Source organism: Xanthomonas cannabis (assembly GCF_040616535.1).
GTDB classification, from domain to species: domain Bacteria; phylum Pseudomonadota; class Gammaproteobacteria; order Xanthomonadales; family Xanthomonadaceae; genus Xanthomonas; species Xanthomonas cannabis.
Genome location: NZ_CP136580.1, coordinates 932185 through 947837, shown reverse-complemented (window position 1 = coordinate 947837; position 15653 = coordinate 932185). Strand labels below are relative to the sequence as shown.

General features: G+C 67.4%; 12 protein-coding genes. 3 read left to right on the top strand and 9 right to left on the bottom strand.

All coding sequences use genetic code 11. The features are described 5' to 3' along the window. Nucleotides 1-30: 30 nt before the first annotated feature. From bcsA to RZV17_RS03865, 9 genes are all read right to left on the bottom strand, one after another. Complete coding sequence (bcsA, locus tag RZV17_RS03905; RefSeq protein ID WP_355607397.1) at nucleotides 31-2175, bottom strand: UDP-forming cellulose synthase catalytic subunit; 2145 nt, start codon at nucleotides 2173-2175, stop codon at nucleotides 31-33. A gap of 87 nt (nucleotides 2176-2262) precedes the next feature. Continuing rightward, entirely contained in the window at nucleotides 2263-2748 is a 486-nt protein-coding gene (locus RZV17_RS03900) for a hypothetical protein (RefSeq protein ID WP_047697673.1), read from the bottom strand. A gap of 28 nt (nucleotides 2749-2776) precedes the next feature. Continuing rightward, entirely contained in the window at nucleotides 2777-3232 is a 456-nt protein-coding gene (locus tag RZV17_RS03895; RefSeq protein WP_047697674.1) for a cellulose biosynthesis protein BcsD, read from the bottom strand. A 175-nt stretch (nucleotides 3233-3407) separates the two neighbouring features. Continuing rightward, complete coding sequence (pncB, locus tag RZV17_RS03890) at nucleotides 3408-4604, bottom strand: nicotinate phosphoribosyltransferase (protein ID WP_355607394.1); 1197 nt, start codon at nucleotides 4602-4604, stop codon at nucleotides 3408-3410. Between the two features lie 208 nt (nucleotides 4605-4812). Next, nucleotides 4813-5781, bottom strand: a complete 969-nt coding sequence (locus RZV17_RS03885) for a glycosidase-like protein (protein WP_355607391.1) — start codon at nucleotides 5779-5781, stop codon at nucleotides 4813-4815. Next, nucleotides 5763-7058 carry a hypothetical protein gene (locus RZV17_RS03880; protein WP_355609171.1) on the bottom strand — a complete coding sequence of 432 codons (1296 nt, stop codon included), beginning with the start codon at nucleotides 7056-7058 and terminating at the stop codon, nucleotides 5763-5765. Before RZV17_RS03880 ends, RZV17_RS03885 begins: the two co-directional genes overlap by 19 nt. Nucleotides 7059-7107: 49 nt before the next feature. Next, nucleotides 7108-9015: a glycosyltransferase family 2 protein gene (locus RZV17_RS03875; protein ID WP_355607388.1), complete on the bottom strand. Its 1908-nt coding sequence runs from the start codon at nucleotides 9013-9015 to the stop codon at nucleotides 7108-7110. A 13-nt stretch (nucleotides 9016-9028) separates the two neighbouring features. Then, nucleotides 9029-10054 carry a hypothetical protein gene (locus tag RZV17_RS03870; RefSeq protein WP_355607386.1) on the bottom strand — a complete coding sequence of 342 codons (1026 nt, stop codon included), beginning with the start codon at nucleotides 10052-10054 and terminating at the stop codon, nucleotides 9029-9031. 130 nt (nucleotides 10055-10184) lie between these two features. Next, nucleotides 10185-11024, bottom strand: coding sequence for a glycosyltransferase family 2 protein (locus tag RZV17_RS03865; protein WP_355607383.1), 840 nt, complete (start codon nucleotides 11022-11024; stop codon nucleotides 10185-10187). Nucleotides 11025-11376: 352 nt separating this feature from the next. Here RZV17_RS03865 and RZV17_RS03860 point away from each other — a divergent pair, with 352 nt between their 5' ends. The 3 genes from RZV17_RS03860 to pnuC all read left to right on the top strand — a co-directional run bounded on the left by RZV17_RS03860 (nucleotide 11377) and on the right by pnuC (nucleotide 15633). Then, a complete protein-coding gene (locus RZV17_RS03860; protein WP_355607380.1) occupies nucleotides 11377-12534 on the top strand; it encodes a phosphotransferase in 1158 nt (385 codons plus the stop codon). A gap of 31 nt (nucleotides 12535-12565) precedes the next feature. Further along, nucleotides 12566-14734, top strand: coding sequence for a TonB-dependent siderophore receptor (locus RZV17_RS03855; RefSeq protein ID WP_355607377.1), 2169 nt, complete (start codon nucleotides 12566-12568; stop codon nucleotides 14732-14734). A gap of 323 nt (nucleotides 14735-15057) precedes the next feature. Then, nucleotides 15058-15633, top strand: coding sequence for a nicotinamide riboside transporter PnuC (gene pnuC, locus RZV17_RS03850; RefSeq protein WP_184375826.1), 576 nt, complete (start codon nucleotides 15058-15060; stop codon nucleotides 15631-15633). Nucleotides 15634-15653: the final 20 nt, after the last annotated feature.

The following is a 15653-nucleotide window of genomic DNA, read 5'->3' as shown; positions in this document are numbered from 1 at the left end:
CAAGGGAAAGGGAAACACCAGGCATCACGCTCACGACTCCAGATCCACTGCACGTGCCGGGCGGAAGCCCTGGCGTGCGCTGTGAGCCATATGCCGGCCCAGGCGCCCGAACCCGCGCGCACTGGCGGCCAGCACCTGGCCCATCGAACGCCAGAACGAATCGCGGTCGTGCTGGCCCCATTGCGACAGCCAGATGTCGGCGCGCGCAAAGGTCGATGCCACCAGCCAGCGCTCCTGTTCCATCGACATCACGGTGAACTGGACGCTGACCTGGCCGTCGCGGTCCTGGCGCACCACCGCCGGCAAGGTCTGCTCCACACCGCGATGGCTGAGGCCGATCTGCACCGCCGACCCAGGCTCGATCGGCTGCGGCTGCGCGAGCTTGATCGCCATGCCGCCGGTGGAAAAATTCACCGAACGGCTCGGCAACACGCTGCCGTCGGGCAGATACAGGGTGACCGGGATATCCAACGGCACCCGATGCGCGCTGCGCACCTGGCGGGTCTCGCTGGCGGTGGCGATCGTGGCGCCCAACAGCACCATGTTGTAGAGCGTCCAGGCCAGGTTGAACCAGATGGTCTGCTGCTCGCCGCTGCCGCCGACATACACCAGACGCAGCACGCCGGCCACCACACCGGCGAGGTTGAGCAGCAGCAGGAACAAATAGGGCTTGGCGATCTGCGCATCGAAATAACTGCGCGCCACCAGCCCGCCCTTGGGGGTGACGTTGAACTTGCCCAGCTTGGGATTGAGCAAGGCCACCAGCGTCGGGCGGAAGATGTACCAGGCCAGCGTGGTCTCGTAGACCTCGTTCCACAGCAGGTGCCGAAAGCGGCTCTGCACGCGCAGGTTGGTCAGGTTGGCCTGCAGAAGGTGCGGCAACGCGTAGGCCAGGATCATCAGCGCCGACGCCTGGATCACGTGCGCACCGAAGAACAGATAGGCCAGCGGCGCCGTGAGATAGATGATGCGCGGCAGCCCGTAGAAAAAATGCAGCATCGCGTTGAGATAGCACAGCCGCTGCGACAGCTTGAGCCCGCGCCCCAGCAAGGGATTGTCGATGCGCGCAATCTGCGCCATGCCGCGCGCCCAGCGGATGCGCTGCGCCACATGCCCGGACAGGCTCTCCGTTGCCAGACCTGCGGCCTGCGGCACCGCCAGATACGCGGTGCGATAGCCGCGGCGCTGCAGCTTGAGCGCGGTGTGCGCATCTTCGGTGACGGTTTCCACCGCCACCCCACCCACTTCTTCCAGTGCACTGCGCTTGATCACCGCGCACGAACCGCAGAAGAACGTGGCATTCCACTGGTCATTGCCATCCTGCAGCAACCCGTAGAACAGCTCGCCCTCGTTGGGCACCTTGCCATGCGTGTCGAGGTTGCGTTCGAACGGATCGGGAGAGAAGAAATAGTGCGGCATCTGCACCAGTGCCAGCCCGGTGTCGCGCAGGAACCAGCCCATCGCCACCTGCAGAAAGCTGCGGGTGGGAATGTGGTCGCAGTCGAAGATGGCCACATATTCGCCGCTGCATTTCTTCAACGCGGCATTGATGTTGCCGGCCTTGGCATGCGCGTTGTTGGTGCGGGTGACGTAGTTGATGCCGACTTCGGCGCAGAAATCGCGGAACGCGTCGCGGCGGCCGTCGTCGAGCAGATGGATGGTGATCTTGCCGGCCGGCCAATCGATCACGCTGGCGGCCAGCACCGTGGTGCGCACCACCGACAGCGGCTCGTTGTAGGTGGGGATGAACACGTCCACGCTCGGCCACAGGCGCTGGTCGGCCGGCAGCGGCACCGGCTTGCGATCGAGCGGCCACAGCACCTGGAAGTAACCCAGCACCAGGATCACGAAGGCATACAGCTCGGCGCCGAGCAGACCCATCCCGAGGATGAAATCCCCTGCACTGCCCAGGCCCATGGTCTGGGTCATGCGCCACCAGATGTAGCGGCACGACACCGCCAGCGACATGCCCATCATCATCAGGACCACCACGCGCCCGCCGCGCTTGCGCACCGCCAGCGCCACGGCGAACAGCACCCCGGAGAACACCAGCTGCTGGGTGACGTCCATCGGCACGGCCACCACGAAGACCAGCAGCAGCGCGCCCAGCAGCCACAGCGCCCAGGTTGCCAGCGTGGGCAGCGGCGAGACGGAACGACGGTGGGCAACGGTCATCGGGCAATCCTGAAAAACATGGCAGACGTGCGGTACGGCACCGGGATACGCGCGCTACGCGTGCCGGGCGTTACGGGTGGGCAGGCATCAACGCGAACGCAGGCGCTTGAGCGGGCTGTGCGCGTTGCTGCGGGCGTCGGCCTGCAGCAGGCGCTGAAACAGCTGCTCCAGTGGCGTCTGCGCAGGCCGCGACGGCGATGGCAGGCCCCGCGGGCCGGGCTCGTCGAGCTGGCGCAGCTTGCGTAACGGTGCCAGCGCATCGCTGCGCTGCAGGCTTGCGGTCTGTTCCGCCGCCGCAGCTGCTTGCAGCACCGGTGACGGCGGCGCAGCAGGTGGCGTGCCGGCTACCGGTACAGCTGGCGATGCTGGCGCGGGCGGCGCCACCGCGTCGGTCGCATCCGGCACCGCTGCGCCAGCGACCGGCGCGCCGGCAGGCAGGCCGCCGGGTTTGCGCGGCGGCAACTGGGGATAGGCGAAATCCTGGTACCCCTGACTCGCCTGCGTCCCCAGACGTGCGAACAGGCCGGACACATCGTCGTGTCCCGGTGTGTTTCTGGTGTTCTTTGGCGCCATCACATTCTCCTTGTCCGATGACCGCTGTTCATGGCGTCCGCGCCAGCACCAACAGGCGCAGGTCGACGCTCTCTCCCGGCACGGCCTGCACGGACAGGCCCGCCAGCATCCCCAATTGCTGGAACCAGCCTTCGTAGACGCCCTGCAGGAATCCGTCGCTCCAGGCGGCGCCATCCAGCGCCACGCCCAGCGGCGCACCGCCGTGCCGGATCTGTACATGGTCGGCGTGCTCGTCCATCGCGCACTGGCCCCAGTCGCAGCCGTCCCAGATCGCGTTGGCGGCCTGTTGCACCTCGGCCAGCGCGTTGCAGGGCGCCAGCCTGTGCTCGCGCGCAAACCGACGGCCGATCCGCGCCATCAACGTGGCCAGATCGTGCTCGGGCAACTCGGCGCCGAACTCCTCGGCCATGGCGCGGACGAAGCCCAGCCACTGCCGGGAGCAGCGACGCGCGCGGTACAGCGATAACGGGTCGAGTGCGGGCATCAACGGACTTCGCAAGGTGGGACGTCAGAAGCGACCGCCGCATCAAATGTGATGGCGGCGTGATGCCAATGTTAACGTCAGCCAACGTGCAAGCGCGATGGGGTTCTCATTTTTTCTGGCGATTCCCCTACACCAGGGTGGCTTGTCCACCGTTCTGCCTGCCGGCGGGCGTCACCTATTGACGCGCAGTGCCACTGTCGCCCGGCATTGGCGGCAGGCCGAACACATCACGCAGGTAGCGCAGGTAGCCGACGTCCTCGCACATGCTCTTGCCGGGCGAGTCGCTGAGTTTGGCCACCGGTTGGCCGTTGCAGCGGACCATCTTGATCACGATCTGCAACGGGGTCGGTCCCAGGTCGTTGGTCAGGCTGGTGCCCACCCCGAAGGCCAGCCGGCAGCGCGTGTGGAAGTGCTGGTACAGCTGCATCACCTTGTCGATATTGAGGCCGTCGCTGAACACCAGCACCTTGGTCCGGGGATCGATGCGGTGCGCCTCCAGGTGCGCGATCACCCGCTCGCCCCACTCGAACGGGTCGCCGGAATCGTGGCGCATGCCGTCGAACAGCTTGCAGAAGTACAGGTCGAAATCGCGCAGGAACGCATCCAGCCCCACCACATCCGACAACGCAATGCCCAGGTCGCCGCGGTATTCGCGCGCCCAGGACTCCAGCGCCGCGACCTGCGAATCGCGCAGCCGCGGCCCCAGCGCCTGAAATGCCTGCAGGTATTCGTGCGCCATCGTGCCCAGCGGGGTCAACCCGTAGTGCTTGGCGAAATACACGTTGCTGGTACCCACGAACTGCTCGCCCAGGCCATCGCGCAGCAGCGGCAGCAGCTCGCCGTGCCAGTGCCGCGAATAACGCCGCCGGGTGCCGTAATCGGCGATCTTGCAGCCGGCCGGCATGCTGCGCAGGCTGCTGACCTTGGCGCGCAGGCGGCTGCGGCCTTCCTCGAAATCCGGCTCGGAGGTGTTGCGAAACCACACCTCGTTGATGATCGCCAGCAGCGGTACTTCGAACAGGATGGTGTGCAGCCACGGGCCACGGATGGTCAGCTCGATCTCGCCCGGATGGGTGGTCGATGCCGACAGCTGCAGGTACTTGCGGTCCAGATGGAACAGCACCAGGAAGTCGGCAAAGTCCGGCTTGATGAAGCGCAGGCTGCGCAGGTAATCCACTTCATCCTCGCGCAGGCGCAGCCGGCACAGCGCATCGATCTCGCGCGATATCTCGTCGATGAACTGCGCCAGGTTCACGCCAGGGATGCGGCACTTGAAGCGGTACTCCACCTGCGCGGCCGGGTGCTGATGCAGCACCGCCTGCATCATGGTGAATTTGTACAGGTCGGTGTCGAGCAGCGAATGGATGATCATGCCGCCGGATTATGCCCGCAGCGGCGCTGGCGGGACGTGCAAGGCCGCCAACGCTCCGGCTGCCACGCGCACGCGCCCCGCCCAGCGTGCCGACCATCGGTCGTTGCCGCCGCTGCCGCCGCTGCCGCCGCTGCCGCAGGCAGCTGCGCGCCAAGCCTCCCACTCGATCCACCGCCGCGCACGCCGTCCGCAGGCGCAGCTGAGCGCCTCAGCGCGCCAGCACCTGCTGGGCCGGCTTGCCTTGCACGGTGAAGTCGCTGTCGCCCGGGCCGCCGGCCTTGGGGTCGGTGTACCAGCACCACAGCGCAATCCCGTCGATGCCATGCGCTTGCAGCACCTTGCGCCATTGCTGCAGTACCTGCAGCTGCAGCTGCGTGTCCACTGCGGCAGCACGTTGCTCCGGGCTTTCCCAGGGTGCGGCCAGGCTGCCACGTGCCGAGCGCAGGCCCAGCTCGGCCACCCATACCGGCTTGCCGACGCGCTGGCCCAGCTGCTGCAGGCGCTGCGCGGCTACGTTCATTTCCGCCGTGCGGGCATCGCCCGCCTCGGACAGGCGCGGATACAGGCTGGTGCCGACCGCATCGAACAGCGACCAGTAACGGAAGCTCTCGGCATGTTCCATGCCATCGGCCACGTACAGCAGCTTGCCGTGGTAGACCTTGCGTACCGCGGCCACCAGCTCGGGCCAGTGCGGCGCGTCCTGCAGCTTGCGCAGTTCGGTGCCGACCACCAGCGCCTCGGCGTGTTCGTCTTCGGCCAATTGCGCCAGCGGCAGCAGCGCTCGTTGATACGCCGCAAACCAGGCGGCCTGATCACCGGGCGCCACCTCGCCAGCCCAGTGGCCGGGTATCCAGACATGCACCTTGAGCGTGGGCTGCAAACCGGAGCGCTGGCTCTGCCGCAACGCAGCGCGCATGGCCTCCAGGCTGCTGTCGCTGCCCAGGACCGGGTCACTGGAATGCGGTGTTGCCTGCCACACGAAGGCCACCAGCAACGCCTTGCTGGCACCGGTGCCGGCCAACGCATCCAGCGACTGCGCGGCGGCGGCGCTCTGCCACGGCGCATTGGCCGACACCTTGACGTTGGCGCCCATCCACATCGGCGTGGCTGCATTGCAGCCGTTGGCAAGCAGGCACACCGCCAGCACCGCCACGAGCGTCAGAACGCGCTTGAACATGCCGCAGACGCCTCGGTGGTCGACCCTGTCGTGCCCTGCACGCATGTGCTGCCCTGCACACTTGCATTGCCGGGTTGGGGCTGCGCCACCGTCGCCGTGGCAGGGCCCGCCAGCCCCGCCGGTGCGCTCGCCACCGGTGAGGCCGCCGCGGTGAGCACGGCATCGTCCCCTAGCCGCGGCGTTGCAGGCACGGCTGCCGACGGCGTCGCTGCGGGCCTGACCGGCAGCGATACCGGCGCGGCGATGACGACCGCCTCACCCTGCAGCAGCGACTGCTCGTCGGCAGGCGCCGCACGCAGCCAGCTGCCCCAGCCCGGCGGCTGCACCCAGGCCGCACCGACCAGACCAAGCAGCAACAAACCGGCTGCCTGGGTGCGCTGGTCGGCCTGCAGCGCGCGCAGCAACAACGCCGCCGGCACCCACAGCAACAACAAGGCGTCGAACCCGGCCCAGCCGAACGCAAACGACAGCGCCGCCGCGCAGATCACCGTGCCGGCGCTGGCGATGACGCCGCGGGCCAGCGCACCACTGCGCGTGCGCACCACCAGCGCCAGCACCGGGAAGCAGACCACTGCGGCCACGCCCCAACGCACGGCCGGCAACCAGTCCTGCGCCTGGGCGGCCAGCGGCAATGGCAGCGGATGTGCCGCCTGACCGATGCTCGACAGCGTCGGCCACGGCGCATTGAACACGGTCAGATTGACGTAGGCCCACATGCCGACCAGAAACACGAACGGCAGATAGCACACCAGATAGAACGAACCGGGCGCCTTGCGCAGCATCTGCGGCGGCATCACCAGCAGCAGCCACGGCGCCACCATCGTCGACAACGCCAGGGTCTGCAGATCCAGGCACAGCAGGATGCACAGCCACCCGGCGATGCGCAGGTAGGTGAACGCTTCCACCGGCGCCTGCAGGCGGCGCAGCGTGCGGCACAGGCCGTAGAACGCCAGCAGGCCCACCGCCTGGCTGCCGCCCGCCGCGATCGGCAGCAGGAACAGCGGGTTGCAGCCCACCAGCAGGGTCAGGCCGCTGGCCCAGCCACGCCCGAACACGCCGGCCAGATCGCGCCACAGCAGCGACAGGAACAACGCGTTGGCAGCGACCGCCAGGAACGGCCAGATCTGGAACGGCAGCTGCCAGTGGTGCAACGCCAGATCGACCGCCCAGGCAAGCACGCCGGACGCCGGCAACCCGACGCCCGGCGCACTCACCGGCGCGGCACCGCCCATCGACTGCACCAGCAACGGCTGGCTCAGCAACGACAGCGCCACCACCGCCACCAGGAACGCCGGCAGCCCGCTTTCGCGACGCGGCGTTACCGAGTCACTCTTCGAGTGCGGCGCGGCGCTCGTTTTCCGAATGCTTGCTGATGCCATGCGTGGTCTTCTCCCAGTAGAACGGATTGTGGATCAGCTGCCAAAGCCCCTTGAAGCCTGCGATCGATTGCAGCACCCAATAGAACGGCACCGTCAGCGCATATGGCGCCAGCTTGAAGTAGTCGCGTTTGAACGCCGCCACCAGCGTGATGTAGATGAAGAACGCGTTGGCCAGCAGTAGATTGACCAGCGACACGGCAGCCAGCCACGGCGGGAAAATCGCATCGAAGAAGCGCGCACCGCTCACGATGCTGATCAGGCAAAACGCCCACATCACCGGCACACCCAGCGCGATGAAAAAATTGCCACCGATGAAAAACTGGAATCCCCAAAACCCCTTGAACCCGGTGCTGCGATACAGATGCACCGGGTCGCGCATGTGCACCAGCCAGGTCTGCATGTAGCCCTTGAGCCAACGCGAACGCTGCCGGATCCAGTTGGGAATGCTGACGTTGGCCTCTTCGAACGTGGTGGAGTTCACCACGTTGACGCGGTAGCCGTTCTGGATCAGCCGCACGCCCAGGTCGGCGTCTTCGGTGACGTTGTACGGGTCCCACGCACGCACCTGGCGCAACACATCCAGACGGAAGTGATTGGAGGTGCCGCCCAACGGAATCGGGATGCGCAGGTATTCCAGCGCCGGCAGGTAGAAGTCGAACCAGAGCGTGTACTCCAGCGTGAACATCCGCGTCAGCCAGTTTTCGTCGGCGTTGTAGTAGTTCAGCCGCGCCTGGATGCACACCACGTCCTTCTCGGCCTTGCGGAAGGCCGCCACCACGCGCTTGAGCTGATCCGGCTCGGGCTTGTCTTCGGCGTCGTAGATGGTGAGCAGTTCGCCGCGTGCAAAATGCAGCGCGTAGTTGCAGGCCTTGGGCTTGGTCTTGGGCTGCGACGGCGGCACCCGGATGATTTCGAAGAACGCCTCCAGGCCGAGCTTCTTGGCCGCTTCGATGGTCTCGAAGTCGTCGGCTTCCAGCACCAGTTTCACGTCGAGCTTGCTGATCGGGTAATCCAGCTTGCGCAGCGCATTGGCCAGGATCGGCAGGACTTCCGGTTCCTTGTACATCGGCACCAGCACGGTGTAGACCGGCAGGTCGTCGTCGCGCAGCGCGGCCACTTCGTCTTCGGTGACCTTGATGTCGATGCGGTGGCGCGAGCCAAACCACACCAGCAGCAGCTTCAAACCGAAGGTCGCCAGAAAGCCCAGCGCCACCAGCACGTTGATGGCGATCAGGGCCGGCACCGGAAACACCACCATCGCGATCAGCAACGCTGCGGCAATCGCCCACAACGTGTGCTTCTGCCCGCGCGTCACCACCTGGCGTGCCGAGTAGGTCGGCGCATGCGCGGCCAGCAGGTTCAGCGCGTTGTCGGTGAGCTGCTCGTCGGCGTGGCGCTGCAGGCTCCAGATGATGTCGAACTTGGCGGTGCCGACAAAGCGCACGTCTTCGCCGTAGTGCGCGCGCGCCCAGGCGAACAGCGCCGGGTCGGGATCGGCCACGGCCAGCACCAGCACGCCGTCCTCGCGCCGCCAGGGCAGCAGCAGGCGCTGGGCGTAACTGTCCAGATCGCCGGCAGTGAGCAGCGCCGGATCCGGCGGCTGCTGCACCAGGTCGATGAATTCCAGCCCGAAGTGCGCGGCGACGATGGCGTAGAAGCGCTGCGCCGGCACCCCGCGCTGGGCCAGGATCACATCGCCCAGGCGCGAGTTCCAGCGCTGCTGCAACGCCAGCGCCGCGCGCAGTTGTTCGTCGGTGATGACGCCCGCCGACACCAGCGCACGCCCCAGCAGGCCGCGTTCGCGGCCGATATCCGGCACCCGTCCCAGCGCCTCGCTTTCGCAGCTGACCGTCATGGGCGTGGCGTCCTCAGAAACGCCACCAGGCGGCTACGAACGGCCCGCCTGCGGCAGCAGTGTTGCGTCCCATCACCGGCTGCTGGTAGCCCAGCTGCCACTGACTGCCGCCCGGGGCGGTGTACAGCGTGGACAGCTGCAGCTTGGTCAGGTCGTAGTTGGTGCCGGTGGCGACGAAACCCACGCCGCCCGCAGAGCCTGCGACATCGAAGTTGTTACGCCCATTGCCCAGCCCCTGGATGACGTTCAGTTCGCCGAGCAACAACCAGCTCGGAGTCAGGCTCAAACCCGTCGAGGCATCCACCCGCACCTCATCGGAGGCAGCACTGCCGCGCAGGCGCACCGCGCCACCCAGATCGACATAGCCATTGCGTCCGCCCAGCGTGTAACCGCGGCCACGGCTATAACGCAGCTCCAGGCCGTAATCGCCCAAACCCAGCGCAGGATCGGTGTTCGCCTGGGGATTGTTCGGGTGGTAGGTCTTGCTGCGCCCATACGCCGGAATGCTGACCAGCCCCTGCACCGAGCTGCGCCAGACATCGTCCGGCGCGCTCGGCAACGCATAGCGCAGGCCGATTTCCTGATCGGCAAACCCGGTGGTGCTGGTCTGCTGGCGGCCGCGGCCACTGTCATGGCTGCTGAAACCGACATCGCTGAAATAGAAATTGCCGATGACGCTGAGCCTGTCGGTCAGCCCGTGCTCGACATAGACATTCAGCTGGTCCTGGCGGCTACGCCCGTTCCCGTCGAATTGCTGGCCGTCACCGAAGGTCGTGCGGTGATGGCTGTCGTCGAACCACCCGCGGCCATCGCTATGCAGCGCCTTGACGATCACCAGCGTGTCGCCCTGCGGTTGCGTCCAGGCACCGGCAAGCGCAGCACCCGGCAATGCGGCCAGCGTGCAGCCCAGCGCCAGCGCGGCCAGCGGCTTGCGGCCGAGGGAACGAAAAGAGGCCGACGGCCGGGCAACCGGACGGGACTGCTCGGGGATAAGGCACGACTGACGTACCCGCGAGCGCGGGTCGATCTGTAAGGACATTTGTACGTTTCCTGATGGGGGACCCGTTAGGGACAGGAAGCACTGACTGGATCACACTTCGCCACGCAACGTATCACAGTTACGACCGGCTCCCCATCACGGATTTATCACTAATTTAACGGGCCGCGCGTCATGCCCGACGCACCAACCGCGGCAGTTGCGCAGCCGCATGCGCCCAGATCGCCAGCCACACGCCGACCCGGGTCAGCGGGCCGCGCTGGGCGGCTTCGAACTTGCGGAAATAGCGCCACAGACCGCGGTGTTTATGCCATTCAACGAAGTACGGGCGGGCTCGGCTGGAGACGCCGCGCACGTGCACCACCTGCAGATCGTTGGCTACGGCGACCAGCGCACCCGCCTGACGGGCACGGCGGCATAGGTCCAGATCCTCGGCATGCAGCCGGTAATGGCCGTCCCAGCCGTCCAGCCGGTCGAACAGGCTGCGCTGCATCAGCATCAGCGCACCGGAGATTGCATCGACCGCCTGCAGCGCCTGCGACGGGTCGGCCGGCATCGCCAGCTGGGCGGCGGCACGCGGCGCGCGCAGCATGGCCGCAAAGTCGGGGTCGCGGCGGCGCACTGCGGCGTCGGGGCGGCCCTGCTCGTCCACCTGCTCCACGCCCAGCAGCACGGCAGCATGCCCGGCCGCGCGCGCGCACAACTGCACCAGGGTGTCGGACTCGACCATCAGATCCGGGTTGATGAACACCAGCCAGGGCGCCTGCGAGTCGCGCGCGCCCTGGTTGCAGGCGGTGGCAAAGCCGGGGTTGTCCGGGTTGGCGATGAAGTGCACGCGGGCGTCGGCCAACGCGTGCCGCTGCACCACGTCCAGGGTGTCGTCGCTGGAGGCGTTGTCGACCACCCGGATCTCGCTGATGCCCTCGGCCGCGCGCAACCGCGACAGGCAGCCATTGATGGTGCTGCTGCTCTGGTAGGTGACGACGACGGCGGCGATCTGGACTGGAGTCATCCGCCCATTATCCGGTGCGGGGCCACCGCCGCGCCATCGCGTGTGGCGCCCCGGCATGGCGGCGTGCCGCAGCAGCAGGCATACTGCGCGCCCGACAGCCGCCACGCGGCCTGCGTCGGCGCCGTCCGCGGCACCCCCACTTGATCCTCAGAGATGACGGCCAGCGACCTTTCGGTTTCGCGCTGCCCTTTCATTCCATGCAGTGCGACCGCCTGATGGCGCCCGCCCTGCACCGACGGCCCGGCAGCGCCGTCCGCAATGCCGGCACACGCGCCGGGCCCGTCGGATCGGCCTTACTCGGTTGGTCTATACCACTCGATATCCCCATGGCTTGCGCGTGGAGCCTGCAGCCGTGAACGCGCCGCATCAGGTCCATGGCATGAGCCTGGCGCTGGCGCCGCCCGACTGGCCGGCGCTGACCCTGAAGGAAATCCGGCGCGTGCTGCAGCGCCTGCCCACGCTCGGCGGTGCGCAGGACGTGCAGTGGCACAGTGCGCGCCCGTTCTCTGCCGCCGCCCGCGTGGAAACCGCCACCGGGCCAGTGATCGTCAAACGCCACCATCGCCGCGTGCGCAGCGTTGCCGCGTTGCGCGAGGAGCACGCGTTCATGGCGCATCTGCGCCGGGCCGGGGCGCCGGTGGTCGAGGTGCTGCATGCGGCGGATGGCCAGACCGCGTTTGCCCACGACGCCTGGGTCTACGAAGTGCAGCGCGCCGGTGCCGGGCACGACCTGTATCGCGACGCGGTGTCGTGGACGCCGTTCATCGACACCGCCCATGCACACGCCGCCGGCGCGGCGCTGGCGCAGCTTCACCGCGCTGCGCGGGGCTTTGCTGCACCAGCGCGTTCCAGCGCCGTGCTGGTTGCCAACCTGCAGGTGTTCGCGCAGGCCGAGCCACTGCCGGCACTGCAGCGCGCGCTACCGACACGGCCGCATCTGGCCGCGGCCCTGCACGGGTATTCCTGGCAGCGCGACCTGGCCACCCACGTGCTGCCCTGGCATGCACGTGCCTGGCCCTTGCTGTCTGCACCGGGCGCCATGCCGCCGCTGTGGACGCATGGCGATTGGCACGCGTCCAACCTGCTCTGGAACACCGACCACGGCGCCACCAGGGTCAGCGCGATCTTCGATTTCGGATTGAGCGATCGCAACAGCGCGCTGTTCGATCTGGCCACCGCCATCGAACGCAACCTGATCCCGTGGCTGCACCTGGACACCGGCGCACGCGCGCAGCCCGAGCTGGCGCAGCTGGATGCATTGCTGGATGGCTACGCAGCGCATTGCCCGCTCGGTGCCGCACAGCTGCGTTGCCTGGCCGCACTGCTGCCGATCGTGCATGTCGATTTCGCCTTGAGCGAGATCGACTATTTCGCCGGCATCACGCGCTCCGCCGACAACGTGGACATCGCCTATCACCGTTATCTGCTTGGGCATGCGGACTGGTTTTCCAGCGCCGATGGCCAGGCCCTGCTCGCGCATTTGCATGCGCGCGCGCACCGCTCGCCCTGAGCGGTTTCCCTTCTTCCATCGAGCCTTACCCATGTCCTTCGCATCCACTCGCCTGCTGTCCCGCCGCCCGCTCGCGCTTGCCCTGGCGGTGTGCCTGTCCAGCCCCGTCCTGGCACAACAACAACCCGACAGCGCAGCGGTGGAACTGGACGCGGTCAACGTGCTTGGGCAACGCAGCGAGGCAGCCACCGCGCTGACCGGCTTCGGCGCCACCCGCCTGCTGGATGCGCCCGCCTCCATCGCGGTGATCGACCGCCCGCAATTGCTCGATCGCCAGGCGCGCGTGCTCAGCGAGGTGCTGCGTGCCGACGCCTCCGCCGGCGATGCGTATGCGCCGATCGGCTATTACGAAAACTTCGTGGTGCGCGGGTATTCGCTCAATGCCGCCAACAGCTACCGCATCAATGGCCTGAGTGCGGTGGGCGAACAGTCGATCGCGCTGGAGAACAAGCAGCAGGTCCAGATCCTCAAAGGCCTGGCCGGGCTGCAGTCCGGTGTCAACGAACCGGCCGGGCTGATCGACTACCGCACCAAGCGGCCCGAGCGTGTGCGCAGCGTGACCCTGGGTACCGACGAGCAGGGCTCGCGCTATGTCGCGGCCGACCTGGGCGACTGGTTCGGTGCCGAGCGCAGCCTGGGCCTGCGCGTGAATGCCGCACGTGAAGACATCGACAGCTATGTCGACCATGCGGATGGCTACCGTAATTTTCTGTCGCTGGCCGGCGACTGGAAGATCACACCGCAGTCGCTGCTGCAGCTGGACGTGGAATACCAGCATCGGCAACAGCGATCGGTGCCCGGCTACCAATTGCTCGGCGGCACGCAGGTGCCGCGCGATATCGACGTGCGCCGCCTGCTCGGGTACCAGCCCTGGTCACGCCCGGTGGAAATGGACTCGCTCAACGCGCAGCTGCGCTACGCCTATCAGTTCAACGACGACTGGCGCGCCACCGTCGACGCGTCGCGCAGCCGCTCGACAATCAACGATTTTTCCGCGTTCGCCTGGGGCTGCTACGGCGCGGCAAGCTGCGCGGACATCGCCACGCCGAACTTCTTCAGCGCGCAGGGCGAGTACGACGTCTACGACTACCGCAGCCCGGACGACACCCGCGTGCACGACCAGTTGCGCGCCACCCTGGAAGGCCGCGTGGTCACCGGTGCGCTGGAGCATCGCCTGAGCATCGGCGGCGACTGGCTGCGCCGCACCATCGACCGCTTTGGTTCGGTCAACGAATTCGTCGGCAGCGGCAGCATCGACCGCGACCCGGAAGTCTTCGCGCAGACCGACGTAGCGCTGGACCCCAGGCAACGCCGCCTGGACAGCCGCCAGCGTGCGCTGGTGCTGGCCGACCGCATCGGCCTGGGCGAGCAGTGGGAACTGTCGCTGGGCGCGCGCGCCGTGCGGCTGGACGAACGTGCGTTCGATCGCGACGGCGTGCTGGAACGCCGCACCCGCAAGGACGCGGTGCTGCCGCAGGCGGCACTGTTGTTCAAGCCGCAGCAGAACGTGTCGCTGTATGCCAGCTACGCCAAGAGCCTGGCCGCCGGCGGCACCGCGCCGTGGTTTGCCGACAATGCCGACGAGATCCTGCCGCCCACCAGTGCGTATCAGCTGGAAACCGGCGCCAAGATCGACCTGCAGGGCCTGCGCCTGGGCGCGGCGCTGTTCGACATCCGCCAGGCCTACCAGTTCACCCAGCCGCAAGCCGACGGTGGCCTGCTGTTCGTGCAGCAGGGCCGCCTGCATAACCGCGGCCTGGAGCTGTCGGCCGATGGCGCGGCGACCGAGCAGTTGCGCCTGTTCGCCAGCATCGCGGCCATCCGCGCCCGCGCAGAAGACACCGACATTGCAGCGTATGAGGGCCATCAGGCCATCAACGTGCCCAAGCTGCGCGCCAGCGTGCAGGCCGACTACAGCGTACGTGGCGTCGATGGGCTGGCGCTGCTGGCCGGGGTGCAATACAGCGGGCGCAAGTTCGCCGACCGCCTTGGCAGTGCCAGCGTGCCCGCCTACACGGTGGCCAATCTGGGCGCGCGCTACGCCACGACGCTGGGCACACTGGCAACCACGTGGCGGGTGAACGTGGACAACGTGTTCGACAAGCGCTACTGGCGCGATTCCGGCGAATACCAGGGCGATGCGTATCTGTTCCCGGGTGCACCGCGTACGGCGCGGCTGACGGTGCAGGTGGATTTTTGAGGTCTGCTGCCTCCCCCATCCGCCCTTCGGGCACCTTCCCCCGCAAGCGGGAGAAGGGCGTCGGAATCAGCTGTGCTTGGGCGGGTTTCAGGCACTGGCTAATGGCGGCAACTGAGAGCAGCTGACAGCACTCCTGCGCGGCCGCCAGGCGGGCGGGCGCCAGCTTGTGTCAGCCGCTCTTGAGGCAGGGGCTCGGCGGTGAGGACGCTGTTGGGTTTCCATCGCATACAGGCTCGGAGTCGCGCAGCATCCACTTGCGACTGCAACACGGTTTTGCACGGGTTGCACCTGCTCCCCGCTCTCCACTATCCATCAGGCATTGCATGTCGTTGCTCGAATCCATCGCTGTCGTGATCAACCTGCTGGGCGTGTGGCTGACCGCGCGACGCATCCGCTGGTGCTGGCCGGTGGGCATCGTGGCAGTGGCCTTGTACGCGTGGCTGTTCTACCAGTGGAAGCTGTACTCGGACATGCTGCTGCAGGGCGTCTACGTGCTGACCCAGCTGTATGGCTGGTGGCAGTGGCAGCGCGGCAATGCCACGGACACGCGCATCCGCCCGTTGCCGATGCCGCAGCAGGAACTGTGGATCTCGCTGGGCATCGGTGCTGCGTTCGCTGCGGGGTTGGGCGCGTACATGCATCACCGCACCGACGCCGCACTGCCCTGGCTGGACGCGGCGCTGGCCAGTTTCAGCCTGGTCGCCAGCGTGTGGGCCGCGCGCAAGCGCATTGCCAACTGGGTGTTGTGGATCGTGCTGGACTGCGTGTATGTCGGCGTCTTCGTCAGCAAGGGCCTGTACCCCACTGCCCTGCTCTATGCCGGCTTCGTGGCGCTGGCGGTCTATGGGTGGCGCAGCTGGAAACCCCAACAGAACCGGAATCCGGCGGCGCTGCGCTGAGTCCGGCGCGGTTTGCCGGC

What these genes read in the sequence shown, in the direction of transcription:
- RZV17_RS03865 (WP_355607383.1), bottom strand. Translation starts at nt 11,024, where the DNA reads ATGACTCCAGTCCAGATCGCCGCCGTCGTCGTCACCTACCAGAGCAGC.
- RZV17_RS03895 (WP_047697674.1), bottom strand. Translation starts at nt 3,232, where the DNA reads ATGCCCGCACTCGACCCGTTATCGCTGTACCGCGCGCGTCGCTGCTCC.
- pncB (WP_355607394.1), bottom strand. Translation starts at nt 4,604, where the DNA reads ATGATCATCCATTCGCTGCTCGACACCGACCTGTACAAATTCACCATG.
- RZV17_RS03900 (WP_047697673.1), bottom strand. Translation starts at nt 2,748, where the DNA reads ATGGCGCCAAAGAACACCAGAAACACACCGGGACACGACGATGTGTCC.
- RZV17_RS03875 (WP_355607388.1), bottom strand. Translation starts at nt 9,015, where the DNA reads ATGACGGTCAGCTGCGAAAGCGAGGCGCTGGGACGGGTGCCGGATATC.
- RZV17_RS03870 (WP_355607386.1), bottom strand. Translation starts at nt 10,054, where the DNA reads ATGTCCTTACAGATCGACCCGCGCTCGCGGGTACGTCAGTCGTGCCTT.
- pnuC (WP_184375826.1), top strand. Translation starts at nt 15,058, where the DNA reads ATGTCGTTGCTCGAATCCATCGCTGTCGTGATCAACCTGCTGGGCGTG.
- RZV17_RS03855 (WP_355607377.1), top strand. Translation starts at nt 12,566, where the DNA reads ATGTCCTTCGCATCCACTCGCCTGCTGTCCCGCCGCCCGCTCGCGCTT.
- bcsA (WP_355607397.1), bottom strand. Translation starts at nt 2,175, where the DNA reads ATGACCGTTGCCCACCGTCGTTCCGTCTCGCCGCTGCCCACGCTGGCA.
- RZV17_RS03885 (WP_355607391.1), bottom strand. Translation starts at nt 5,781, where the DNA reads ATGTTCAAGCGCGTTCTGACGCTCGTGGCGGTGCTGGCGGTGTGCCTG.